Origin of the sequence: Nocardia sp. PE-7 (genome assembly GCF_030486425.1) — a bacterium.
GTDB lineage: Bacteria > Actinomycetota > Actinomycetes > Mycobacteriales > Mycobacteriaceae > Nocardia > Nocardia salmonicida_A.
Genome location: NZ_CP129614.1, coordinates 6,982,537 through 7,007,685, shown reverse-complemented (window position 1 = coordinate 7,007,685; position 25,149 = coordinate 6,982,537). Strand labels below are relative to the sequence as shown.

The window sequence follows — 25,149 nt, the reverse complement described above, 5'->3', positions numbered from 1 at the left end:
GACAGAGCACGATGAAGGGCGTAGCTCGATCCGACCCGTACAGGGAGTGAAAATGAACGGCGCACCCGTACTGACCCTGCTCGAAGCGGTCCGCGGCGAGGTGATCACCGCACAGTCGCCTGGCTACGACGAGGCTCGCTCGGTGTACAACGCGATGATCGACCGCCGACCCCTCGCGATCGTCCGCGCGGTCGACGTCACCGACGTGCGGGTCACCGTCGATGCCGCCCGCGAGGGTGGACTCGACCTCGCCATCCGCGCGGGCGCCCACAGCGTGCCGGGGTTCGGCACCGTCGATGACGGCATCGTCTTGGACCTCAGCGCGATGAAGGGCATCCGCATCGACCCGGAGCAGCGAACGGCCCGCGTACAGGGCGGCTGCGACTGGGGCGACTTCGACCATGCCGCGCACTCCTTCGGGCTCGCCACCACCGGCGGCATCATCTCGACCACCGGCGTCACCGGCCTGACCCTCGGCGGCGGCATCGGCTACCTCGCCCGCGCCTACGGTCTGTCCATCGACAACCTCCGGTCCGCCGATGTGGTGCTGGCCGACGGATCCTTCGTGACCGCGAACGCGACCGAGCACCCCGATCTGTACTGGGCGCTGCGTGGCGGCGGCGGCAACTTCGGTGTGGTCACCGAAATGGAGTTCGACCTGCATCCGGTGGACACGATCTACGGCGGACCCATGTTCTTCGAGCTCGAGGTCGCCGAAGAACTGTTGCGGACCTACCGCGACTGGATCGCCGCAGCGCCCCGCGCGATGGGTGCCTTCCCCGGCTTCCAGATCGCACCGCCGCTGCCGTTCATCCCCGAGGAACGCGTCGGCGAGCCGTTCGTCCTCCTGGTGTCCTGCTTCAACGGCACCGACGAAGCGGCCGAAGCACTGCTCGCGGACTTGCGGGCCGTCGCGACACCGGTGGCCGAGCACGTCGGCCGGATGCCCTACCCGGCCCTCAACAGCGCCTTCGACGGGCTGTTGCCCCCAGGACTGCAGCACTACTGGAAAGCGGCGTTCCAACCCGAACTCACCGACGGCGCCCTCGCCGCCCACCTCGAGTTCGGCCCGCGGGTGCCCGCGGTGCAGTCCACCATGCACCTCTACTCGATCGACGGCGCCGTGCAGGATGTCGCGGTGGACGACACCGCGTTCGCGTACCGCACCGCGAACTTCGCCCCCGTGATCGCGGGCATGTGGCCGGATGCGGCCGACAACGAAGCCAACATCAAGTGGGTGCGCGACTACCACTCCGCGCTCGAGCCCCACACCGCCGACGGCGGCTACATCAACTTCATGGCCTCCGACGACCAGGGCCGCATCCGCGCCAACTACGGCCCCAACTTCGACCGTCTGGCCGGCGTCAAGAAGACCTACGACCCGAGCAACCTGTTCCACCTGAATCAGAACATCGCACCGGCGCAGTAGTCGCCGGACGTCTGCGAAACATCAATGGGCGGTGCGCTGTTCGCCTTCGCGCCGCCCTCTTTCGTAGTGCCGGTCAAGAAGTGAGATCGGCGGGTTCCGCCACGTGGCGGGCGTATTCGAGGATGCGCAGGGTTTCCACGGCATCGCGGGGGTCGACGGGGACCGGAGCTCCGTCGAGCAGGGCGGCGGCCATTCCCGCGTAGAAGGCGGGGTAGTCGCCGGGGAGGGTGGGGATCGGGCGTAGCTCCTCGCCTGCACCGAAGGTGCCCCACTTTTCGGGGGCGACTGTGCCCCAGGGCTTTCCGTCGTCCGGGCGGCGACCTGCGCGCAGTTCGTCTTCCTGGGGGTCGAGGCCGGAGACGGTGTAGCCGTTGGCGGATCCGAGCACGCGCAATCGCGGGCCCAGTTGCGGCGCAACGGCACTCATCCACAACTGCGACCGGGTGCCGTTGGCGTGGGTGAGAGCGATGAAGGCATCGTCGTCGGCTTTGACGTCAGGGCGGCGGCGGTCGAGTTCGGCGTAGACCTCGACGACCGGGCCGAACAGCGTCAGCGCCTGGTCGACCAGGTGACTGCCCAGATCGAACAGGATGCCCGCGCCGTCCTCGGCATCGCCGACTTCGCGCCAACCGCCCTTGGGAACCGGCCGCCACCGTTCGAACCTGGACTCGAACCGCCGGACCTCACCCAGTTCACCGGCATCCATCAGCGCGCGCACGGTCAGAAAGTCGTTGTCCCAGCGCCGATTCTGAAAAACACTCAGCGGCAGATCGGCCCGCGCCGCAGCCTCGACCACTTCCTCGGCTTCGGCCGCCGTCACCGCGAACGGCTTGTCCACCACCACCGGCAACCCGGCGGCCAGCGCCTGCAACGCCAGCGGCGCGTGCGAACGATTCGGCGTGGCGATCACCGCGAGATCGACATCCTCGTCCTCGACGAACATCTCCTGCGCCGACTTCCACACCCGCACCCCGGGATACTCGGTCCGCGCCTGCGCGGCCCGCTCCTGCGATGAGGTCACTACGGCAGCTACCCGCATTCGCGGATCGGCGGCGATGAGCGGCGCATGGAACACCGACCCGGCCAGGCCGTATCCGACTACCGCTACTCCGAGCTGGTCCATGGCTGCCCTTTCGTGGTGGTCCGCGGAATCGAGTATTCACCGTAGCCGCTGCCCGACTCAGCGCTCGGGCAGTTTCCCGACCGCCTGTCGCAGGAGGGACGAGGCGATCGCGCAGATCTCGTCGCGGATTTCCTCGGTTCCGTGCACCGAGACCTCGAGGGTCTCCTTCCCGGCATCCGGCATCAGGTAGGCGCGGGAGCAGATGGCCTTCGAACCGCCCTTGCCGAGATGGATCTGAACCCCGTCGACCGTGACGATCTCCAGATCCTTGCCCGTAGTGCTCGTACTGGTGCTGAGAAGCTCCAGGGTGACTCGCACGCGCGCGTCCCACCGGCAGGTGTGCGCGTCGGCGATCGTGGGCTCGGGTGGCAGGACGCCGATCTTCTCGGCGACGGCGTCGCGGTCGAGCAGCGCGCACGGTTCCAGCAGGGCCAGCGAGGACTCCCTGCCCTCGGCGCGCGGCGCGGTCGTCAGTGAACGGGCGAGGTTGGCCGCGATGTAGTCCAGACCCGCGCATTCCTTCACCCCGGACGGATTGCTGAGCATGATGACGATGCCGGATTCGTGCTCGGCGCCTGGGCTCGCGATGGCCCGCGTGCAGCCCGCCGCGCTGCCGTCGATGATCGGAACCCCCTCTACCACCGTCTTATTGGGCGTCAGGTATTCCTCCTCCTGCCCCAGATGCAGGTAGAAGGCGTAGCGGTTGGAACTGGCGGTACACCCCCAGCTCGGGGAGGGACTCAGCTCCCAGGTATCCGCAGCCAGTGGTGTCGGCGCGACCGGCACCGAGTCGCCGAGGGCCGAGGTCAGCCAGGGGCAGGCATCGACCTGCCGCAACTGCGCCAGAGTCAGCCCGGTGACCGGCCCCGGCGCACTTTCTTCGCGTGTCGCGAAGTAGGTGATCCCGACGAGCGCCACGAGCAGTGCGACCAGGCCACCTGCCAGGCCGCTCCGGGCCCTCGGACTCGCCGCACTCCAACGACGACGCCCGGATTCCAGTACACGCCTGCCATATTCGACGCTCGCACGACCTGTTTCGATCATGACCACCGAAAAGGGCCGTCCAGGTACGGGTTCCGGTGCGGTGATCGCGGGCAGTGCGGCCAGCAGCGCCGAGATCTCGTGTTGCTGGCGCCCGATGTCATCGAGTACGGGGGCGGGCCACGGCGGCGGGCCGCTCGGCTGGGTACCTAGATAGTCCAGGATCTGCCCCGGAGTGGGGCGGGCCGCCGGATCCTTGCGCAGGCACGCGGCCAGCATCTCGAACAGCGGCTCCGGCACCCGGCTCAGATCGGGTTCGCGCTGGGCGATGTTGAACAGCGTGTACGGCACCGATGGTGCGGCGAACGGCGCGACACCGGAGGCGGCGAACGCGAGAACGGAACCGAGGGAGAACACGTCCGAAGCCGGCGTCAGCTCATAACCGAGCGACTGCTCCGGCGACAGGAAGTCCGGCGTGCCCATAGCCGTCGCGGTGGCGGCCCCGGCGGCCGGGGAGATACCGACTTCACCGAGACGACCACTGTCCCTTGCCAACAGCACCGTGTCGGCCCGGATGCCTCTATGCACGAGGCCAGCGGCGTGCACGGTTCGCAGCGCCGAGGCGAGGGCGGCGGCCAAGGCGCGAACGGCAGGCACAGGCAGTGGCCCGTGTTCGGCAACCGCGGTGTCCAGGCGCACACCTGGCACGAATGCCGATGCCAACCAGGGCTTCTCAGCATCGGCGTCGACGTCGATCACTGTGGTGTTGGCGGATCCGGAGACACGCATCGCGGCAATCGCACTGTGCCGCATCCTGATCCGGAACTCCGGCTCGTCGAGAAGTTCGGGTAGCGCCTGTCGAACGACGACCAACGAGTCATCGGGTCCGGTGGCGAGCACGGACCGGAATCCGGCCGCGGACTCGAGTGTGCCGAGCACTCGGTAGCGGCCGATGGTGGGTGGATCGCTGGGACCGGGCGGATGGATCGTCATGATGGGGGCAACTTCTCGAGTACGGGTTCGAACAAATCGGCGACGGTCTCGCAGTTACCGTCGGCCTGCGGGTTGTTCGGGTAGTACGAGGCCCGCAGTTGCTCGGCTTGATCGTCCTTGGTCGGCATCACCATGAAGATGAAAGTGCAATATGTGGGACCGCTGCCGTCGAGATAGACCGTGTGCTCCCCGATCGTGCGTGTCGGCCGGGCCTTTCGGCTCGTGACATTGTCCGGCCGGATGGTCTCGACGACGTCGACTATGAAAAGGCCGTTGGCGCCGGTCAACTCGCAACCGTGGGGGGTCGCTGAGCGTATGAGGTCCCCGAGCGACGAACGGGTGGCCGCGAGGTCGATCAGCGTGCACGGGTCGAGCGGCAGCAGCGAGCCCTGCGGGTAGGTCCGCAGTGGCGGATTGACCGACAGTCGCCGGACCACCGCCGCGAGTGCGCGTTCGGACTCCGGGCAGAGGTCGCCCGCTGGCGGAAAGGTGCTCGCACTCATCTTCAGCACCATCGGCAAACCGCTCTGCGTCACCACCATGCGGTCGCAGGAGGCGGACTCCTTGTAGCGTCCGAGCACCGGCATCCAATTGATGGTGCTACCCATCGGCTGTTCGTCACGCACTTCGGCGACACTCTCGCTGGTACTCAGGGTGAAAGACATCTTGCGGCCGGCCTGATCGCGATACCCGACAGTGCAGCCGCCGACGACGTCCGAAACCTCTTCACTTGTCGCCGTGCCCAGTTCACCGAGAACCGACGGATCGAGCAACGCGCAGATGTCGAGACGGCGGGATTCGTCGTGGGTCAGCGCCAGCGGCGGATCGTCCATCGCCACCGCGTTGCCCTCGACGCCGACGCCCCAGAACGCGATAGCGGCCAGCACCAGTGCCGACACCGCCGCAGCGACGGGAGCCAGTCGCGCCCACTTCGGTTTCGGCGGTTCGGGCACGATCGACGCTGCGGCAGCGGCGGTTCCGTCAGCCCAGCGACCAGCCTCGGCCTGGCAGTCGGCGATGCGACGGCGAATCCGGACCGGCCAGACCGGTTCGGCGTCGATCCGGCTCGCCGCGTCGAGCAACTGCTCGGGGGTCGGTCGCGCCGACGGGTCCTTGGCGAGGCAGGCATCGACCAGAGCACGGATCGGATCTGGAATTCCTCTGGTGTCCGGGGAACTGTAGAGCACGTTGTAGAGGACCTGCGGGGTGGAGGCCGCGTCGAACGGACTCGCGCCGGTGGCCGCCATCGCGAGGACCGCACCGACGGCGAAAACATCGGAAGCCGGTGTGAGAGTTCGGCATTCGGCTTGCTCGGGCGACATATACGCGGGCGAGCCGATCACCGCGCCGGTGGCGGTGAGGTTGACGTCGTCCTCGAGCGCCCTGGCGATGCCGAAGTCGATCACGCGTGGACCGTCGTTGGTGAGCAGGATGTTGCTCGGCTTGAGGTCGCGGTGCACCAGGCCGGTGCGGTGGATCTCGAGCAGCGCCATCGCCAAGCCGGTCGCGAGGAGCTTCAGCCCGTTCAGGTTCAGGCGGCCGAACTCGCCGATCATGTCCTGCAAGCCGGGGCCCGCGATGTATTCGGAGGCCAGCCACGGTGTTTCCGAATCCGCGTCGTGGTCGACCACGCCTGCGGTGTAGGCACCGGTGACCTGCTGTGATGCCAGCACCTCCCGCCGGAACCTGGCACGGAACTCCGGGTTGCCGGTGAACTGGCGGTGGATCTGCTTCACGGCGACCAACCGGCCGTCCTGCCCCTGGCCTAGCAGCACCTGGCCCATGCCGCCCCGACCGATCACGGCCAGCAGGCGATAGCGGCCCAGCTGTTCGGGATCCTGTGAACCCAGCGGTTTCATCGCCGCGCCTCCCGTGTTCACCACGACCCGCTCAGCAGCGCGTGCTGCGCGACCGCCTGCTGTCGAATATCGGTTTCCTGGTTGCTGAAGAGGCGGACCACGAACTGGTTGTGGCGCACCACGCAGGAGAACCGCCGGGCGGGAACCGACCTGTTGTCCGGCCTCGCGGCCCGGTAGCAGGAAACATCCGCGAGTCCCGGCGGACCTGTCATCGGGGTGTAATCGGCTGCCAGCGCATGCTTCTCCTCGATGTCGGCGTAGGTCTTCGCGCCTTCGCCGTCCCGCGCACGGTAGAGGAACTTGTTGTACGACACCGCGATCGCGTCGATCGAGCTCTGTTCGAACTCACCCAGGTTGACCGACGGCTGGTCGCGCAACAGAGCATAGGAGCGAGGTCCATAGACCATGAAATCCCACTTGTCGGGCCAGTAGTCGCCGGTCTTCACCACGTGGGTGAGTAACTTGTCGCTGTCGAGTTTCAACTTGGGCACATCGGCGGCGGGCGTCGGAACGAAGGTGCCGAGCTCGGCGAGCTGTGCGCGATAAGTTCGCGTGAGCAGATCGGTCAGCAGTTCGGGGCTCGGCTCGATGATCTTGGCGTACAACCTGATCACCAGGTTCTTCCACACCAGCCAGCTCCCGACCGTGGGCACACCGGGTCGCCAATGGGACAGGGCGGCAGGATATTCCGGGAGAGCAAGTGGAGCGTTCTCGGTGTTCGCGGTGAAATCCGCGGCAGCCATCGCCTGTGCGGCCGCCGTCGCCTGTGCCTCGTCGGATAAGGACATGATCGCGATCGACAGCAGCTTGTGCTTCGATTCGTTGTCCGACTGGCCGTTGCTCGCGATCGCGCCGTAGCCGGCCAGCACGTCGAACGGCCCGAGTGCGGTCCGCTGGACGCCCGAGAGCAGATCGTCGACGCCGTGTACGCCGACGATCAGCCCGCCGCCGTCGCCGTCGGTCAATTCTGGGTCGATGCGGTTGGCGAGCAGTAACCGCTCGCCGATGCGCACGGATTCCACGAGCGTTCCGCGCACCGTGTTCGGCGCGTCGTCGTAGTCGCCCGCCACCGGTTCGAGGGCATAGTCACCGTGATCGAGTGCGGCGTTCTCACCGCATGCGGCGGTGAGCAGGGTGAGCGACAACAACGGCGCCAGCCAACACAACCGATTACGCACGTGCATTTCCCCTCCGACCGCGGCATCGAACGCCGGGCCCCTCCCGCGACTCTGCCGTGAAACTATCACCTGCGAGTTCAGCGCCGCTACCGCGCGGGCAACCGGCCGACCGCCTGCTTCACGAGCGGATCGGCGGTCGCGCACAGTTGCTCTTCGCGCTGGTTCGGGTTGCTGACGGACAGTTCGACATCCTCGCGAAAGGTCTCGCCGACCTTGCGGAACTGATACACCCGGCGGCACTTGTTCGTCCCCAGCATCGCGCTACCGAGATCCTCGACCAGCACACCATCGCCGATATCGATCACCTTGTCCTCCAGGGAGGTCGCCCGTCGCCGTGGCTGCGACAACGTGATTCGCACGGTGGAGTCACCCGACCACTCGCACGAGTGCGCGGATTTCGCGACGACGGGGCCGAGTGCGGCGAAGGCCGCATTGTCCACCAGAGCACAGGGATCCACCGAGGACAGCGATTTCTGCGCGGCGGCGTCGGGACGCAGTTCGCCGAGTGAGGCGGTGAGCCGCTCGAGGACATGGCCGGCGAGGCGGCATTCGCCGCGCGAGAAGGTGTCGACGATAATTCCCCAGCGCGCGGCTTGCTCACTGCCCTCGATGGCGAACGCGCAGTCGTCGGCGCGGCGGGCAATCGCGTAACCGTTGACCACCTGATTGCCGGATTCGAATCCGTTCAGCCCGGCACCGATCTCGACGGCGATGCGCGCGCCGCCCGAGGTGCCGTCACATCCCCAACTCGACGTCGCCTGCCATCGCCAGGCCGAGACATCCGGCGATGCCTTGTCGGCGACCTCGGTGGGCAGTCTCTCTCCGAGAGCCTGCGGCAACCAGGTGCACGCATCGGTGCCGCGCAGTTGGTCCAGGCCGGGAAGAGTCGCGGTCGGTATCGCCTTCGGCGTGTCCTGAGGCGTTGTCACGGACCCGCCGCCGCGCAGGACGACCGCTGTGATCGCTCCAGCGATCACCACCGCCGTGACCGCGATGATTCCCAGCCGAAGTGCGGTCCGGCGCTTCTCAGTAGGCGCACCGACGGGCGGCGGTGCAATCGGCGTGTGCGCCGGAATGATCTGCGTCGCTTCGGGATCCGAGGTGAGCGCGACCAGTTTCTGCGTCTGAGCGGTGATTTCGGCGTGGACAGGCGCGGGCCACGGCTGCGATTGAACGGGCAGGACCCCCAGGTAGTCCAGGATCTGAGCGGGTGTCGGTCTGGCCCTGGGGTCCTTGCGCAGACAACCCGCGATCAGGTCGCGCAGCGGCGCGGGGACCTGGTCGAGTCGCGGCTCGCTGTGGACGATGTTGAACAAGGTGTAGGGAGCGGAGGACGCCGCGAACGGCGCCGTTCCCGTCGCGGCCATGCACAGCAGCGAGCCGAGCGAGAAGACGTCGCTCGCCGAGGTGATCGGTTCGCCGTTCGCCTGTTCCGGTGACATGTACGCGGGCGAGCCGACCACGGCACCCACTTCGGTGAGCTGCGCACCGGTGCCGACCGCCTGCGCGATGCCGAAGTCGATCACGCGCGGCCCGTCAGCGGCCAGAATCACGTTGGCGGGCTTGAGATCTCGATGCACGAGACCCGTGCTGTGGATCGAGTGGAGCGCCGACGCCATTCCGGAGGCCAGCGTGCGCAACGCCGGGACCGGCAGGGGGCCGAGCTCTCGTACTGCTTTATCCAGCGGCACACCCGCGATGAACACCGAAGCGAGCCAGGGTGTTTCGCTGGCCGTATCGAAGTCGACCACCGCGGCGGTGAACGCTCCCGACACGCGGGCGGAGATGGCGACCTCGCGCTCGAACCTGGCCCGGAACTCACGATCGTCGAGCAGATGCGAATGAATCTGTTTGATGGCGACGAATCGGCCGTCGGGCCCCGTCGCCAGTACTACCCGACCCATCCCACCGGCGCCGAGCACGCCGTGCACCCGGTAGCGCCCGATCATCGGCGATTCACTCGTCGACAGCGGATCGATCAATTCGGTACTCCCCCACTCCCTGTCCGCCGCACCGGCGGACCGGCCGAATCATCCGGCCGCATTTCGCCTGAAACCTAGCATTTCGGCGTCTGGGTCAGCGACTGGCGCGGCTCGCCACTACCACCGCACCCAGCACGATCACACAGCTCACGACGGTGGTCGGCGACAGTCGTCCGTCGGCCGCGTCGAGAACCATCGCGGCGACAAGCTGGCCCGCCACCGAGGTGAGACCCAGCAGGAGGACACCGATCATGCCTACCGTCACGGCGGCCAAGGCGATGAACGCGACGCCGATCAGGCCGCCGGTGTAGAGCCAGAGGTCGGTGGGGAATTCGGTGGGCAGGCCGGTGGTGGACAGGATGTAGAGGTCGAGCAGGAGCAGGGCGGTCAGGCCGACCGCGAAGTTGATCAGGGTGGCGGTGAAGGGGCCGCCGGTGGCACCCACTCGGCCGTTGACCGCTTGTTGCCAGGCCAGGCCGACACCCGCGAGGGCGGGTAGGACGATGAGCAGGACAGGGAGGTCGGGGACACCGGTGACGACGGTGGTCGGGGCGGAACCGCCGCCTGCCGAGAGCACGACCCCGGTGATGCCGAGGGCGGCCGCGAATACCCGCCATGGAGTGATCGGGGTTCGACCGTTCGGGGCGAGCCCGAGTCGGTCGACGACGAGGCTGCTCAGGAGTTGACCCGCGACCACCGCGACGGTGAACGCGGTGACGCCGATCGCGGCGATGGTGAGGCCTTGCGCGGCCACGAAGAACGCGCCACACAATCCGCCGAGCAACTGCCACAGCGGCAATCCGCCCTCCGACACCGCGGTACGCACCTTGGTGACACCCGCCCGCAACGCCGGGCTGAACGCGAAAGCGATCAGCAGAGCGACGAGGCCGGTGCCGAAGCTGATGGTGGCCGCCGCGATCCCATCGGCCAGCCGCGCGCCCAGCGCCCCGTTGATCCGCCCCTGCACCGCGACACCCGCCCCGATACCGAACCCGAATATCAGCCCGAGGCTCATCCGCCTGCCCGCGACTCCCGCGGGTCGTCCGGGGCCGTGACGGCTAGCGGTCGGCCGCACGCTGTCCGCCTCGTCGGTGGGAGGTGGTTGGGGAGTTACCCATGTTCTCCCTCTTGATCCGGGGTTGCGTTCTCAGTCCTATCACGCGCGGCGGTGGGACGCGGCGGCAGCCAGGTAGGCGTCAACGCGGCGGCGACCACGATGACCAACCCGAGCAGCGCGATAGTCGTCGACATCGCGAGCCACTGGGTCGCGACCGCGACGAACGCGAATACACCGAGCGCGACGATCTCGGAGAGCAGCCCGGAGACCGAGGTGACGGTAGCCCTGGCCGGGCCTTCGATCGCATCCTGGAGCCGAGCACCCGCGATGACCTCGGCATTGAAGTCGATGCCGTAGGCGATGCCGATACCGACGAAGCCCACCCAGACCAGCGCGGGGCCCTGCGCCGCTCCGACCGCCAATGCGCCCGCGACGAACAGGATTCCGGCGACGAACAGCGCGATGGCCAACGTTCGGTTCGACACGACCTCGGTGCGACCAGCCGACAAAGAACCTATCAGCGAACCCGCGACGGTCACGCCGACCAGCAATGCCGAGGTGCTGGTCGAAGCGCCGCCGGAGACCGCGAGTAGGCCGAAGTATTCGTCGAAGGCGGTGACGCCGTACAGGAGTGCGCCGAGCAGCACACCTCGACGGACCCTGCGCACGTGAAGTGCTTCGGAGAGGCCGGTTCTGAGCATGGCGAGATAGCGCGACGAGGTGGAGCCGTGGGAATTCGACGGTGGTGCGCTCGCCGATGCCGCTCCGGGTTTGACGTGCGGGCCGACCGGTCCTGGTGCTGGGTCGTCATCGTCGAGATCGTCGACGGCGGTGGCGGAGATGGCGACGGGCGCGCTGGGCAGCGCCAGCGCGGTCAGCGTGTGCAGCAGACCGACGGCGACGCTGACCCAGCCGACCAGTTCGTAACCGCCGAGCGCGAACAGCGGTGCGGCGGCCAGGATCGCCACGAGCACGGTGCTCTCCTGCGCGCCGCGCGCCCAGCCCATGATGCGCGCGTAGGCGGACGGTTCGCCACGCGCGACCAGATCGTCGTAGATCAACGCCTCGAAGGTCCCCGATTCCAGTGCGCCCGCGACACCCCAGACGAGGAAGCCGAGCGCGAAGCCGACGAACGACGGTGCCAGCATCCAGAGGGCGAAACACGCGGCCTGCAGCACACAGCTCAGGACGAGCAGGCCGCGGCGCGACACCGTGTCGGCCCACGCACCCGAAGGCACCTCGAGCAGGAACGCGGTCACCGACCAGATCGCCAGCAATAGCGAGATCTGCGCGGTACTCAGTCCGTGATCGGCGAAGAGCACGCCGTAGAGGGCATAGATCGGCAGCAGGTCACGCGTGCCCTTGAACAGGACCGCGCGCACCGTGAGGTCGCGGACACCGGTCGGGTCACGCCTCAACCAGGCCACCGCGTGCCGGAGCGGGGAAGGTCAACAGCCGTAGAAGAGCATCCGCATGGGCTCTATCGTTCGCGTCGCGACCGGCCGGGTCAAGCGATTATCCGAGCGGTATCCAGCCGTTGGCGGCGAGGGAATCATCGTCGTCGTCGGTGGTGCTCGCCAAGGGGCGGCGGTCGTTGAGGTCGTTGATGAGTTCGGAGACCGGATGGGAGTCGCTGTAGTGGTAGCCCTGGGCGAGGGCGAAGCCGAGTTCGGTGAGAACGGCGGCCTGGTACTCGGTTTCCACGCCCTCGGCGATGACCTGCAGGTCGAGGGATTTACTCAGGGCGGCGATCACGCTCAGCAGCGGCGGGGCGGGGGAATCGGAGCGGATGGCGGCGACGAAGGACTGGTCGACCTTGAGGATGTCGCTGGGGATGGTGGCAAGGCGGCTCAGCGAGGAGTACCCGGTGCCGAAATCGTCGATGGCGATGCGCACGCCACGGTCGCGCAGGGTGTGCAGGTTGGTGATCGCGGTCTGGGATTCGGCGGCCAGTTCGCTCTCGGTGACCTCGAGGACGAGTTGGTCGGCGGGCCAGCCGGTATCGGACAGGATGGTCGCGACCCGCTCGGCGTACTCGGTCTCGGCCAGTTCGAGGCCGGAGACATTCACGTTGAGGGTGAGGTCCAGCGAGGCGAAACTCTCCTGGAGGCGGGCGGCGTCGGCGCAGGCGCGGCGAAGGACCAGCTCGTCGAGATCGGAGATGAGGTCGTATTCCTCGGCGACGCGGATCAGGCCCTCGGTGGTCACCTCGGGTTGCGCGCTCGACGACCAGCGCAGCAGCGCCTCGACGCCGACCGCTTGGCCGCCGTCCTCGGTCAGGCTGACGATCGGCTGATAGTGCACGTCGAGCGCACCGCGATCGATGGCCTCGCGCAGCTCCACCGCCAGCGGAAGCTGACGCGACGATTCGAGCACCGTGCGGTTGCGGCCCGCCTGCTTGGCCCGATACAGGCCGACATCGGCGCGGCTGACCAGCAGCGAACCGGACTCGCCCGGCTGCCAGGAGGTGACACCGGCCGAACAGCCCATGGTGACCGCGGCCCGCAATTGTTCGGTGAGCAGGATCGCGGCCTGCTCGGTGGTCCCCGGCAACAGCAGCGCGAACACGTCGCCGCCGAAACGGGCCAGCACCTGGCCGGGCGCGAGCAGGTCGAGCCAGGTATCGGCGACCCGCTGCAGGACGGCGTCGCCCGCGCGGTGACCGAGATGGTCGTTGATCTTCTGGAATCGGTCGAGGTCGACCAGCACCAGGGCCATGCCCTGACCGCCGCGACTCGCCGCATCGATCGCCGGGTTCAGCTGTTTCTCGAAGCCACGTCGGTTGAGCAGACCGGTGAGCACGTCGATATCGGCTTCCGACGCCATCCTGGTGAGGATGCCGACCACCACGCCCGCGCCGAAGGTGACACCGGCGGGGATCAGCCCGGACCACCACGGCAACCCGCGCGCGGGCAACACCAGCAGGCACAGCACCATCGCGAAGCCGATGTGCGCGGCGGCCTGGGTCCAGGCGAAGAACAGCGCGGCGTCGCAGGCCACGAACACGAAGAACGAGGCCAGGGTGATGGCGCCGACCAAGTTGGGGAAGTCGTAGACCGCGATCGCGACGAGCACCGTCGCGGTGGCGAGGTAGACGTGATGCAGGCCGTGCGGCATCCGAGGGCCCCAGGCGAGCATCGTGAGGCCGAGCAGGACCGAGATGGCCGCCGCGGTACCGACAACCGCGCGATTACCGTCGTCGCCCGGTGCGACGGCAGTGATCATCAGGCCGAGGACACCACCGAGAACGTAGAACGCCCCCGTTGTCCTGGCCATGACCTTTGCCGTCGCCAACGCCGATGCCGCCCGCACCCGGGTTCGGGTATCGCCGCGCGCCCCGATTCCTCGCACGAGCACCAGCCTAGATGTTGATGGGTCAGGGTGTTTGCCACATCCGCCAAATGAACGTCAGCAAACAATGAGCATCTTACGGCTTCAGCACCTCGGTGCCTACGAACGGGACCAGCGCCGCAGGCACGCGCACCGAACCGTCGGCCTGCTGGTGGTTCTCCAGGATCGCCACGATCCAGCGTGTGGTGGCCAGCGTGCCGTTCAACGTGGCCGCCACCTGTGCCTTCCCGTTCTCGTCGCGGTAACGCACCGAGAGCCTGCGCGCCTGGAAGGTGGTGCAGTTCGAGGTGGAGGTGAGTTCGCGGTAGGTCTGCTGAGTGGGCACCCAGGCCTCGCAGTCGAACTTGCGCGCCGCCGAGCTACCCAGATCGCCACCGGCCACGTCGATCACCCGGTAGGGCACCTCGATGGCGGCCAGCATCTCGCGCTCCCAGGCCAGCAGCCGCTGATGCTCGGCATCGGCCTGCTCAGGGGTGGTGTAGACGAACATCTCGACCTTGTCGAACTGGTGCACGCGGATGATGCCCCGGGTGTCCTTGCCGTAGCTACCAGCCTCGCGGCGGAAGCACGACGACCAGCCCGCGTACCGCTTCGGACCAGCGCTGAGGTCGAGGATCTCCCCCGAGTGGTAGCCGGCCAGCGGCACCTCCGAGGTACCGACGAGGTAGAGGTCGTCTTCTTCGAGGTGATAGACCTCGGCCGAATGCTGGCCGAGGAATCCGGTACCGGCCATGATCTCCGGGCGCACGAGCACCGGCGGGATCATCATGGTGAAGCCGTTGGCGACGGCCTTCTGCGCGGCCAATTGCAACAGGCCCATCTGCAGCAAGGCGCCGTAGCCGGTGAGGAAGTAGAACCGCGAGCCCGACACCTTCGCGCCGCGCTCCATGTCGATGATGTGCAGCGACTCGCCGAGCTCGAGGTGATCCTTGGGCTCGAAGTCGAAAACCGGTGGGGTGCCGACGGTTTCGAGCACGACATAGTCGTCCTCGCCGCCTGCGGGCGCACCGTCCTGGACGATATTGGAGATGGCGCGCTGCGCGGCGTCGAGTTCGACGTCGGCGGCGCCCTCGGCGAGTTCGGCCTCTTTCACCTTGGCGGACATGTCGGTGGCGGCGGCCAGCAGCGCGGGGCGCTCCTCTTTGCTCGCCTTGCCGATCACCTTGCCCATGGCCTTGTGCTCGGCGCGCAGATTGTCGGCGGTGGCCACGGCGGCCCGACGCGCGGCGTCGGCTTCGAGCAGGGCGTCGACGAGCGCGGGGTCCTCGCCGCGGGTCCGCTGCGAGGCACGGACGGCTTCCGGGTTCTCGCGCAGGAATCGGAGGTCGATCATGAGCAAACAGCCTAGTTGAAGTGCCAATGGGGCAGCACAGGGGCATAGTTGCGGTGTGAGTACCTCTTTCGACACCGCCGTCATCGATACCGCGCTCGCCGATCTCACCCAAGGGGAAAAGACCTGGGCCGCGACGGACCTGCGTCGCCGCCGCGAATTGCTCGACGAGCTGCACGCGCTCACCGCCCGCGATGCCGAGGCCTGGGTCGCCGCCGCCCGCACCGTCAAGAAACTCGACGCCGACAGCCCGCTGCTCGGCGAGGAGTGGATGTCGGGCCCGATGACGATGCTCGCCGGTGCGCAGGCGCTGAGCGAGTCGATGGCCGCGCTCGAAAAGGGCTCGAGCCCACTCGACGGTGTCGAACTGGTCAACGCCCCCGGCGGCCGGGTGGCGGTGCCCGCGCTGCCCCACGGCTTCTACGACAAGCTGCTGCTGAGCGGATTCAGCGCCGATGTGTGGCTGAAGCCCGGTGTCGACGCCGCGACCGCGCGTCGCAAGGCGGGCCTCGCCCAGCGTGATCCCGCGAAGACCAACGGTGTCGGCGCGGTGCTCGGCGCGGGCAACATCATGTCGATCGCGCCGCTGGACACCCTCTACGAGCTCTACGCCAACAATCGCGTCGTCGCGCTCAAGCTCAACCCGATCACCGATCCGCTGCTGCCGGTGTTCCAGGCGATCTTCGCGCCGTTCATCGAGCTCGGCGTGGTGCGCATCCTCACCGGCGGAGCCCCCGAGGGCGGCTACCTGGTGAACCATCCGCTGGTCGCGCACGTGCACATGACCGGCGGCGCGCCGACCCACGACGCGATCGTGTGGGGGCCGGGCGCCGACAAGACCGGCGCGCCCATCCTGGACAAGCCGATCACCAGCGAACTCGGCGGCGTCGCGCCGTGCATCGTGGTGCCCGGCGACTGGGCCGCCGCCGATCTGAAGTTCCAGGCCGAGCACGTGGCCACCCAGCGCCTGCACAACGGCGGCTACAACTGCGTCGCCGCGCAGACCGTGGTGCTCGCCGCGGACTGGCCGCTCAAGGAGCAGTTCCTCACCGAACTGCGCGCCGCGATCGACAACGCTCCGGCGCGCACCGCCTACTACCCGGGCAGCGACAACCGCGTGGCGGGCGCACTCGAGTCCTACCCCGACGCCGCCCGAGCCAACGGCCGCCTGCTGGTCGAGAACCTGCCCGCCGGCGACACTCCCCTGCTGCGCACCGAGTACTTCTCCCCCGTTCTCGGCGTGGTCGAACTGCCCGGCGCCGGAGCCGAATTCCTCGGCAACGCGGTCGATTTCGCCAATGACGAGCTGATGGGCACCCTGGGCGCCAACATCATCGCCGACCCCGCGACCATCGCCGCGCTCGGCGCGGAACTCGACACCGCGATCGAGAGCCTGCGGTACGGCACCGTCGCCCTCAACGCCTGGACCGGTCTCGCGTTCCTGACCCCGCGCGCCAGCTGGGGCGCCTACCCCGGCCACACCCTCGACGACATCCAGAGCGGCATCGGCGTCGTACACAACGCCTTCCTCCTCGACGACGTCGAGCGCACCGTGGTCCGCGGCCCCTTCCGCCCCGCTCCGCGCTCGATTCTGCGCGGCGAATTCGCCCTCACCCCGAAGCCGCCGTGGTTCGTCTCCAACAAGACCGGCACCGCCACCGGACGCAAACTGACCGATTTCTACGGCGACGGCAAACTGCGCCGAATCCCGGGCATCTTCGTGTCAGCTCTGCGGGGCTGACCCGGCGGCCCGCCACGACAAATACACTCGTCGACGATGTCGAAGAAGCAGAGCAACCCAGCCGAGGGACCCGCCGCGCCCAGTCGCGGCGGCGCCCTGCACCTGTCCGCGACGAAACTGCGTTGGGGGCTGCTGATAGGCGCCCTCGGCGCGGTGATCGCGGCGATGGTCACCATGACCGTGACAGGCTTCGAGACCGACAAGGTGGAAGCGCACCAGCCGGGCGCCGAACCGGTGGTGCGCGACAAGGAGTTCAGCAGCGCGACGCAGGGCGACTGTCTGACCTGGTCGAGACCCGACCGGAGCGATCTGGTGAAGGTGGGCTGCGGCGACAAGCACCTGTTCGAAGTGGCGGGCGTCATCGACCTCAGCGCCTATCCCGGGCGTGAGTTCGCCGAGGGCACCCGGCACCCCGATTCGCTGCGCATGACCGAATTGCGGGACGAACACTGTGTGACCGCTGTCCAGAAGTATCTGGGCGGGCGATTCGATCCGCGCGGCAAGTTCATGGTGAATGTGATGTCGCCGAGCCCGGCCGGTTGGCAGCACGGCGACCGGACGCTGCGCTGCGGCGTCCAGGTCGCCGCCACCGCCACGAGCCCGGCTACCACCGGCAGCCTGGCCGACAGCGATCAGTCCAAGATCCATGCCACCGGTACCTGCCTCGGCATCAATCAGAACCTGCCGACCGACCCGGTCGATTGCGCCCAGCCGCACTCGGTGGAGATCGTCGGCACCGTCGACCTGTCCACCGCCTTCACCGGCGGGCCGCCGTCGGAAGCCGATCAGGACAAGTTCGTGGAGGCCGAATGCAATCGGCTCTCCGGCGACTACCTCGGCAGCCCCGACGCCATCCGCAACAAGACGCTGACCCTGTTCTTCGACTATCTGGAGCCCGCCAGTTGGCTCGCGGGCAGCCACAAACTGGACTGCTGGCTCGGAAAAGGCGCCGACCGTGAGGGTTTCGCGCCCATCGTCGGCTCGGCTCGCGGCGAGATCCTGATCGACGGGCAGGCCCCGGTGCCCCCGCCGAACACCGGACGCTCCACTCCGGCCCCGCTGCCGGGCGCCGCGCCACTGCCACCGCAGCCCCAGCCGAGGTGACGTTGTCCGAGCGGATGCCGGAGTGGCGTTTCGAGGAGTTGGTGAGCGACGCCCTCGACCAGATCCCGGCCGAACTGTCCAGTGCCATAGATAATGTTGTGGTGCTGGTGGAGCCCCGAAACGACGAGGAACCGTCGCTGCTGGGGCTGTACCACGGGGTCGCCCTCACCGAGCGCGACAGCTATTACGCCGGATCGTTGCCGGATACCATCACGATCTATCGAGAAGCTATTCTCGACATCTGCAACACCGACGACGAGGTGGTCGAAGAAGTCACGATCACCGTGATCCATGAAATAGCACACCATTTCGGGATTGACGACGACCGGTTGCATGAGCTGGGATGGGGTTAGCGAAACTGGGTGGGGAATCGATGGAACCGAATGACCCGCTCTCGCGTCCTAGTACTCGTAGGGGGAATTCTCGTGGTTCCCGATAGCCGCCACCAGAAGGAGTCGGGTCATGGTTGGACACGTTCTCGTTGCACCTGAAATCGTCCTCGCCGCGTCCGCGGAGTTGGATCTGCTCGCCGAGCGCCTCGCCGTCGCGGCCGGGCTCGCCGGCCCGACCACGCATGTGCTGCCCTCCGGCGCCGAAGAGGTGTCGCTGCTCGCGGCGAGCCACTTCAACACCGCGGCGGGCAAGCACGACGGCTCGGTCGCCCAGGCGATCCTCGAGCTGCATCACGCGGCCGCGACCTTGCGCTCGCAGCTGAGCACTCATATCGGGGAAGACGTGGTCCGCGCGGCGACGATCAACGCCGTCCAGGTGTAGTCGCACCGATCCTGTCGACGATCATTTACTCAGGGGAGAAACAAGTATGACCGCAGGGATCACCGGGGTGTTCTGGCTGCCTCGTATGGCCGAAGTGAACTCGACCACCCTCAATACGGGCGCACACGCGATCCCGATCAGCGCCGCGGCTACCTCGTGGGGCGGGCTGGCCGCCGCGTGGGGCGACGCCGCCTTCACGATCACGCGCGTGATCGCCGAGGTCGGTGTCGGCCTCCAGGGCGTCAACGGTATCGCCGTGCTCGCCCGTCTGGCCCCGTTCGCGGGCTGGGCCAGCCAGCAGGGCATCGCGGCGGCGGCGATCAGCGCCAAGTGCGCGGCCAATGCCACCGCCTACACCGTCGCGTCGATCGCGATGCCGAGCCTGCCCGAGATCATCGCCACCAACGGCGCGGTGGCCGCCTCGGCCAACCCGCCCGGTGTCGTCTCCGGCGCCTTCGAGGTCGCCGAGGTCGCGCGCCACGCCATGGACATCCGCGCCGCGTTGGTGATGGAGACCTACGAGGCCGCCACGTCGGCCACCGTCGCGATCCCCAGCGAGTTCACCATGCCGCCCGCCATCGCGAGCGGCGCGGGCTCCGCCGGAGAGGGCGACTTCGGTGGCGGCGATCCGCTGCAGACCGCGGTCGCCGCCGCGCAGGCCTTCGTTTCCAATCCCGGTGTGGTCAGCGCGGCCACCCAGGCGGCCAACACCGCGGGTGGCGTGCTCACCAGCGGGGTCAGCACGGCCGGCAATATCGGCGCTTCCGCGATCTCGGCGGCTACGGCCACCGCGCCCGCGAGTGCCGCCGTCGCTCCGGCCATGGCGGGTGTCGCTGCCGCCGGTGCCGCGGTCGGTGGCGGCATGGCCACCACGTCGGCCGGTCTCGGTGGCGTCAGCGCGGGCTCGCTGAAGCTGCCGGAGGGCTGGGGTGCGCCCGCCGCGAGCGTGTCCGCGAGCGCCCCGGTGTCGGAATCGGTCGTCAACCGGGTCGAGAGCGCACCGGTGCGCAACACGGGCACCGGCGCCAACCCGCTGATGGGCAACCGGCAGAAGGGCGAGGAGGACGACGAGCATGATGGCGTCGACTACGTGCGCTCCGACGAGTTCACCGATGGCCGCTACGCGGCCGAAGGTGTGATCGGCGCCGACCTCACCGGATCGGCCAAGTGACGGTTCTCGGCACGGGCAGCGGAGGTTCGCTGCTCGGCGCCGTCGTGCTCTCGCTCGACGACATGCAGTTCCTCCTGGAGAAACTGGAGTTCGACGAGATGCCCGTGGTGCTCGATGCCATGGGCCGCTATGACAACGTCACCGCGCACGACGCCGCCATGAACGTGGCACAGTCCGCCCTGGCCGAACGCGAGCTGCTGTTCGGCCAGGTGGTGGCACCCGAGCTCGCCGAACGGCTGCGGGTGCTCTACCGGCCGCAGTGGATCATCGCGCTGCGGTGGGTGGTGGCAGGCCAGGTCAACCGATTCTGCCTGGCGCAGGGCGACGACCGTGCGGTCGTCGCCCTGCGCGGGCCGGAGTCCTACGTCATCGATGACGCCGGTCTCGATCTGCCCGGCGCGGTATTGCAGGCGCTCGGGCCGGTCGAAGCGCTCGAGCTGTACGGGATGAACGCTCCCACCGAACAATTGGCGCCGATCTTCGGCGACACCGGTGACGTGGCCGCCACCACGCAGCGCCTGACCAAGGTGGGCAATCCGACCACCGATGCCCAGGTACTGGCTTCGGCGCTGGTGGAGATCCACTCCTACGCCGAGATCGTCGGCGTGGCCTACGGTGACGGCACCCGCGACATCCAGGACAACCACATCGCCGTGTTCAACACGCGCGCAGGCAGATTCATCATCACCGCCAGCGTCGCCGACGACGGCGTGAAGTGGTCGTCCATCGCCAGCGGCACGAACGCCCGCCTACGCACCGCGGTAGCCGACCTCATCGAGTCCCTCCCGGTCCGCACCGAATTCCCTACCGCGGCAGCCACTAACCCGGCGTAAGCCCACCCCACCGAAACCGCAACCGGCCCCACCAACGCCCCCACAACTTAGCCGCAAACCGGAGGCGCAGCCGGAGCGTTTAGCCCATGGGGTCGTCGGCTGACGGGTCGGCCTGGATAGTGAACGGTGGGGTGAATTTTCCCCACCGTAGGCATTCCCAGCCGCCGTCTTCGGTGGGGAGCAGTTCGATGGTCTCGGTGTTGTCGAGGTGGTTGTTCGTCGTGAACGGCGGCGCCACCCCGGCCAGGGCCTTCCCGATCAGGCGCATGGCGGCACCGTGGTTCACCACCACCACGTCACCATCGGCGTCGTCGGTCAGGAACTCCTCGCGCAGGCCGTCGAGGACGGGCAGGATGCGGGCAAGCACTTCGTGGCCGGATTCGCCGCCGGGGGCTCTGACGTCGAGCTCACCGAGGTGCCAGCCGCGATAGATCTGCTGGAAGAGCTCGTGCGCTTCCCGGTCGGAGCGGCCGTGCAGCTCGCCCACCTGCACCTCGTACAGGCCGTCGAGGACGTATGCCGGTGTGCCGGTGGCCTCTTCGATGTAGCTCGCGGTCTGGCGGGCACGAAGCGCGTCCGACGACACCAGCACCTGGGGCGCTCGCTCCAAGCCCGCGCCGAACGCTTTCGCTTGCGCCACACCACGTTCGGTCAGTGGTAGGCCAGGCACCGCGGTGTCGAGGATCTTCGCGACATTGCCCTCGGTCTCGCCGTGGCGCACCAGAATCAGTTTCGCGCGGGTAGTCATAGGTCCGCGACCCCCTTTCGCAATTGCGTCAACCATTCTGCGGCCGGTTCGTCCGACGGCGGCGGTGTGCCGACTGCCGCTGTCGCGGGCCAAGATCCGAGGAAGCGGACCCGGGTGGTGCGGTGCAGAGCTTTCAGTGTTTCCGCTACCGCCGGGTCGTCGATGTGTCCGACACAGTCGAGATAGAACCGGTAGGTGCCCATGCCGGTGCGGGTCGGGCGCGATTCGATACGGGTGAGATCGACTCCACGCGTAGCGAATTCGGCGAACGCGCGCATCAGTGAACCGGGTTCGTTGGGCAGTTCGAGCACCACGGAGGTCCGGTCGGCGCCGGTGGCGCCCGGTGCGACGCCCGGGTGGGTGACCAGGACGAAGCGGGTGATGGCCTGGTCGTGATCGGCGACGCCGCCCGCCAGGGTCACCAGGCCGAGTCGTTCACCCGCCAGTGCGGTCGAGATCGCGGCATCGGCGGTTCCGGCCGCCACGTCTTCGGCGGCGGCCGCGTTGGATGCCGAGGTGAACGGGCGCGCATCGGGCATGGTGCGCGCCACCCATTCCCTGACCTGCGCCGCCGCCACCGGATAGGCGGCCAGGGTGCGCACGTCGGCCAGCGCGGTTCCGGGGCGCGCCAGAATCGTGAAGGTCACCTCGAGTTCGGTTTCGGCCATGATCTGCAAACGCGGTCCGATGGCGAGGGAATCCAGGGTCGCCGGGATCGAGCCCTCCACCGAACTCTCGATCGGCACCACCGCGCCGTCGACCTGTCCGGTCCGGATCAGGTCGAGCGCTGCCCCTTGGCTGGGCGCGGCGACTCGCTCGACCGGCCCGTCGAAGGCCCCCGAGTTCTCGAACTTCGCCAGAGCCATCTCGGTGAAGGTCCCGGACGGTCCGAAATACGCTATACGCGGCACACTGCAACTTTAGCGGCTGGCGCCGACTGGGTTTCGGACTCGAAGGTCGGACAGGTGGTGCGGCAGCTAACGCGTGGCGGTCGGCCCGCCGGGCTCGGGGTCAGTTGTCCAGTACTCGCAGCGCGTCGGCGATCGCCTGTTCGTCAGGAGTTTCGATGGCCAGCAGGACGGTGCGGGTGGCCTCGATCGCGGCTGGCTTCAGTGACTTCAGGAAGGCGAGGTCAGGGGCGGTGAGGGCGGTGGGGATGTCTTCGCCGCACAGGGCCGCGACGGTGCCGGCGACCACGGCGAGAGCGCGGGGGCCGCTGGTGGTGCGGGCGGTGAAGCCGTGGTCGGCGTGGGCGATGCCGGCCAGGAAGGCGGTGAGGTCGGGGTCGGGGATGTCGACGTCGACGGGGGCGGGCGAACTGCCGTCGGGGCGGACCAGGTCGGCCACGAGACTGCGGCGGGCGGGGGCCGACAGGCTCAGCAGGACGGGTTCGGCGGGGGCGGAATGGTCGTCGCCGTGGTCGTCGTGCGTCATCCGTCCACCGTATCGGCTCGATTCATCGGGGTGTCCTCTTGCGCGTCGGGCGTTTGTAACTTAGCTTAGGTTTACCTAATCAAACGTTCGCGGAGGTTGTCATGCCGAGCCCCACCACGATCCTCGCGCCGACCACCGCCGAGCGGGTGCGAAGTGCGTGCGCTCATGCCGAGACAGCGGTGCTCGCGCTCCCCGGAATCGACCCGGTCCCCACCACGCTGCACCACCTGCGCCGGTGCGGCGACGCGGTGATCGCGGTGCCGGGGTCCTCGCTCGCGGCCGCGATGGCCGCCACGGCCAACGAGACCTCCGCGGTCCTCGAGCTCACCGATCACGCGCCCCTGCCGCTGCGTGAGCCGGTCAGGGCGCTGGTGTGGTTGCGCGGCTGGGTGCGACAGGTGCCCGAGCAGGCACAGCGCGCGCTCGCCGTCGAAATCGCCAAGGACTTCCCACATCCGGGCCTGCTCGATGTCGGCCACGGCGTCACGCTGCTGCGGATCGTGGTGAACTCGGCGGTGCTGGCCGACACCGCGGGCGCGGAATCCGTCGACCACGCCGACCTACGCGCCGCCACGGCCGACCCGTTCTGCGAGCTGGAAAGCGCCTGGCTGCAACACATGTCCGAGGATCACGCCGACGTGGTGGCCCAACTGGCCCGCCACCTGCCGACCCGGCTGCGGGGCGGCCTCGTGCACCCGCTCGCCATCGACCGCTACGGCCTGACCCTGCGCGTGGAGAGCAACGACGGCGACCACGACGTCCGGCTGCCCTTCCCCACCCCCGCCGACGACATCGAATCGCTGAGCCGCGCGGTCCGCATCCTGGCGGGCTGCCCGTTCCTGAACGGCCTGCGCCGCATCTGAATCATTCGCGCTTCCCCACGATTCCTTCGCGTTCCCCACGCCGATGCCCACAGCCGTACCGCACTCCCGACCCCACACTCCCAACCCCACACTCCCGACCCCGCACCCGCGACCCCTAGGGAGCGGCGGCCACGAAGTGGCCGGTCCGCGGCCGGGTCGCCGGTCAGGCGCCGTTGCGTAGGCGACGAAGGAGCAAGCAACGGCGCCTGACCGGCGGCCCGTGGGGGCCGCGGACCCGCGCGCGCCAGCGCGCCAACCAACACTGCTTACACTGCGCGGCATGCGCGTCGATCCTCCGGATACCCAGCTGAGCGAGCGGGACAGGTTCGGACTGCGAGTAGAGATCACGATCGTTCTGCTCGTGACCTTCGGGTTGAGTGGGATCAGTGCCGCTCTTTCCCTGCTGGATTCGGCGCTGTCGCCGGGTGGGGTCGGTGGCCGGACCGTGGCGTTGAACGCGTCGCGGTCGAACAACTCATTCCTCGATCTGCTGTTCCAGCTCGTCGGGGTGACCCGGCTGATGGCGTGGGCGGCGTTGGCGCTGTACCTGTTGTGGCGCAGCGGGATCGGGCCCCGGATGATCGGGTTGGCCCGTATCCGGCGTGGCGACATCGTGGCAGGTCTCGCGCTCGCCGCGGTGATCGGACTGCCGGGGCTCGCGCTGTATCTGATCGCGCACGCGATGGGGGTGAGCGTCACCATCGTGCCGAGTTCGCTGTCGGAGCACTGGTGGCGGCTGCCGGTCCTGATCTTGTCGGCCTGTGCGAATTCCGTCGCCGAGGAAGTGGTGGTGGTGGGCTATCTGATCACCCGGCTGCGCAGGCTCGGCTGGTCGGAGAACTCGTCGCTGGCCGCGTCGGCGCTGCTGCGCGGCAGCTATCACCTGTATCAGGGGATCGGCGGCGGGCTGGGCAATATCGTGATGGGCCTGATCTTCGGCCGCTACTGGCAGCGAACCAACCGCCTGTGGCCGCTGATCCTGGCCCACGCGACAATCGACGCCGTCGCCTATCTCGGCTACAACGTGCTGCGCGGACGCGTCGGTTGGCTGCCGTGATCACTGATGCCGACGGCGTGTCGCGGCGAGTTTCACCACATCACCGCGTTTCTCGCTAACAGTGGCCCCAGCGCGGGGTATCACCAGTAGTAACCGAGCGCGCGGAAACCGACTCGCGCTCCCCACGATCAGTAGAGTTTG

General features: G+C 68.2%; 21 protein-coding genes. 9 read left to right on the top strand and 12 right to left on the bottom strand.

Going from position 1 to position 25,149, the window contains the following annotated elements; translation table 11 throughout:
* Nucleotides 1-52: 52 nt before the first annotated feature.
* Nucleotides 53-1,429 carry an FAD-binding oxidoreductase gene (locus QX204_RS32760; protein ID WP_301904319.1) on the top strand — a complete coding sequence of 459 codons (1,377 nt, stop codon included), beginning with the start codon at nt 53-55 and terminating at the stop codon, nt 1,427-1,429.
* A 73-nt stretch (nt 1,430-1,502) separates the two neighbouring features.
* Here QX204_RS32760 and QX204_RS32755 read toward each other — a convergent pair whose 3' ends face one another.
* From QX204_RS32755 to serS, 9 genes are all read right to left on the bottom strand, one after another.
* Nucleotides 1,503-2,552: a Gfo/Idh/MocA family protein gene (locus QX204_RS32755; RefSeq protein WP_301904317.1), complete on the bottom strand. Its 1,050-nt coding sequence runs from the start codon at nt 2,550-2,552 to the stop codon at nt 1,503-1,505.
* 57 nt (nt 2,553-2,609) lie between these two features.
* Nucleotides 2,610-4,526: a protein kinase domain-containing protein gene (locus tag QX204_RS32750; protein ID WP_301904316.1), complete on the bottom strand. Its 1,917-nt coding sequence runs from the start codon at nt 4,524-4,526 to the stop codon at nt 2,610-2,612.
* Nucleotides 4,523-6,385, bottom strand: coding sequence for a serine/threonine-protein kinase (locus QX204_RS32745; protein WP_301904315.1), 1,863 nt, complete (start codon nt 6,383-6,385; stop codon nt 4,523-4,525). Before QX204_RS32745 ends, QX204_RS32750 begins: the two co-directional genes overlap by 4 nt.
* Nucleotides 6,386-6,402: 17 nt before the next feature.
* Nucleotides 6,403-7,569 carry a DUF7373 family lipoprotein gene (locus QX204_RS32740; RefSeq protein WP_301904314.1) on the bottom strand — a complete coding sequence of 389 codons (1,167 nt, stop codon included), beginning with the start codon at nt 7,567-7,569 and terminating at the stop codon, nt 6,403-6,405.
* A gap of 80 nt (nt 7,570-7,649) precedes the next feature.
* The gene (locus QX204_RS32735) at nt 7,650-9,545 is read right to left on the bottom strand and encodes a serine/threonine-protein kinase (RefSeq protein ID WP_301904313.1); all 1,896 of its coding nucleotides are present in this window, start codon (nt 9,543-9,545) and stop codon (nt 7,650-7,652) included.
* A 94-nt stretch (nt 9,546-9,639) separates the two neighbouring features.
* Complete coding sequence (locus QX204_RS32730; RefSeq protein ID WP_301904312.1) at nt 9,640-10,620, bottom strand: DMT family transporter; 981 nt, start codon at nt 10,618-10,620, stop codon at nt 9,640-9,642.
* A gap of 35 nt (nt 10,621-10,655) precedes the next feature.
* Nucleotides 10,656-12,029, bottom strand: coding sequence for an MFS transporter (locus tag QX204_RS32725; RefSeq protein WP_367620147.1), 1,374 nt, complete (start codon nt 12,027-12,029; stop codon nt 10,656-10,658).
* A gap of 88 nt (nt 12,030-12,117) precedes the next feature.
* A complete protein-coding gene (locus tag QX204_RS32720; RefSeq protein WP_301904309.1) occupies nt 12,118-13,953 on the bottom strand; it encodes a putative bifunctional diguanylate cyclase/phosphodiesterase in 1,836 nt (611 codons plus the stop codon).
* A 76-nt stretch (nt 13,954-14,029) separates the two neighbouring features.
* On the bottom strand, nt 14,030-15,286 hold the full coding sequence (gene serS / locus QX204_RS32715; protein ID WP_301904308.1) for a serine--tRNA ligase: 1,257 nt from the start codon (nt 15,284-15,286) through the stop codon (nt 14,030-14,032).
* A 55-nt stretch (nt 15,287-15,341) separates the two neighbouring features.
* Between serS and QX204_RS32710 the strand changes: the two genes are divergently transcribed.
* From QX204_RS32710 to QX204_RS32685, 6 genes are all read left to right on the top strand, one after another.
* A complete protein-coding gene (locus QX204_RS32710) occupies nt 15,342-17,024 on the top strand; it encodes an aldehyde dehydrogenase family protein (RefSeq protein ID WP_301904306.1) in 1,683 nt (560 codons plus the stop codon).
* 36 nt (nt 17,025-17,060) lie between these two features.
* Nucleotides 17,061-18,128: a septum formation family protein gene (locus QX204_RS32705; protein WP_301904305.1), complete on the top strand. Its 1,068-nt coding sequence runs from the start codon at nt 17,061-17,063 to the stop codon at nt 18,126-18,128.
* A gap of 14 nt (nt 18,129-18,142) precedes the next feature.
* Nucleotides 18,143-18,481, top strand: coding sequence for a metallopeptidase family protein (locus QX204_RS32700; RefSeq protein ID WP_131816868.1), 339 nt, complete (start codon nt 18,143-18,145; stop codon nt 18,479-18,481).
* A gap of 109 nt (nt 18,482-18,590) precedes the next feature.
* Entirely contained in the window at nt 18,591-18,902 is a 312-nt protein-coding gene (locus QX204_RS32695; protein WP_301904304.1) for a PE family protein, read from the top strand.
* A 46-nt stretch (nt 18,903-18,948) separates the two neighbouring features.
* Nucleotides 18,949-20,073 (top strand): PPE domain-containing protein, encoded by a 1,125-nt coding sequence (locus QX204_RS32690; RefSeq protein WP_301904303.1) that lies wholly within the window; start codon nt 18,949-18,951, stop codon nt 20,071-20,073.
* Entirely contained in the window at nt 20,070-20,906 is an 837-nt protein-coding gene (locus tag QX204_RS32685; protein WP_301904302.1) for an ESX secretion-associated protein EspG, read from the top strand. The genes QX204_RS32690 and QX204_RS32685 overlap by 4 nt, the downstream gene beginning before the upstream one ends.
* 79 nt (nt 20,907-20,985) lie before the next feature.
* Here the strand turns inward: QX204_RS32685 and QX204_RS32680 are convergent, their stop codons facing one another.
* From QX204_RS32680 to QX204_RS32670, 3 genes are all read right to left on the bottom strand, one after another.
* Entirely contained in the window at nt 20,986-21,654 is a 669-nt protein-coding gene (locus QX204_RS32680) for a histidine phosphatase family protein (protein ID WP_301904301.1), read from the bottom strand.
* Nucleotides 21,651-22,565: a prephenate dehydratase gene (gene pheA, locus QX204_RS32675; RefSeq protein WP_301904300.1), complete on the bottom strand. Its 915-nt coding sequence runs from the start codon at nt 22,563-22,565 to the stop codon at nt 21,651-21,653. The genes QX204_RS32680 and pheA overlap by 4 nt, the downstream gene beginning before the upstream one ends.
* Before the next feature lie 100 nt (nt 22,566-22,665).
* The gene (locus tag QX204_RS32670) at nt 22,666-23,088 is read right to left on the bottom strand and encodes a hypothetical protein (RefSeq protein ID WP_301904299.1); all 423 of its coding nucleotides are present in this window, start codon (nt 23,086-23,088) and stop codon (nt 22,666-22,668) included.
* 101 nt (nt 23,089-23,189) lie between these two features.
* On the opposite strand from QX204_RS32670, the gene QX204_RS32665 reads away from it, so the two are divergent.
* Nucleotides 23,190-23,951, top strand: coding sequence for a DUF2470 domain-containing protein (locus QX204_RS32665; protein WP_301904297.1), 762 nt, complete (start codon nt 23,190-23,192; stop codon nt 23,949-23,951).
* Between the two features lie 280 nt (nt 23,952-24,231).
* Nucleotides 24,232-25,008 carry a CPBP family intramembrane glutamic endopeptidase gene (locus tag QX204_RS32660; protein ID WP_301904296.1) on the top strand — a complete coding sequence of 259 codons (777 nt, stop codon included), beginning with the start codon at nt 24,232-24,234 and terminating at the stop codon, nt 25,006-25,008.
* Nucleotides 25,009-25,149: the final 141 nt, after the last annotated feature.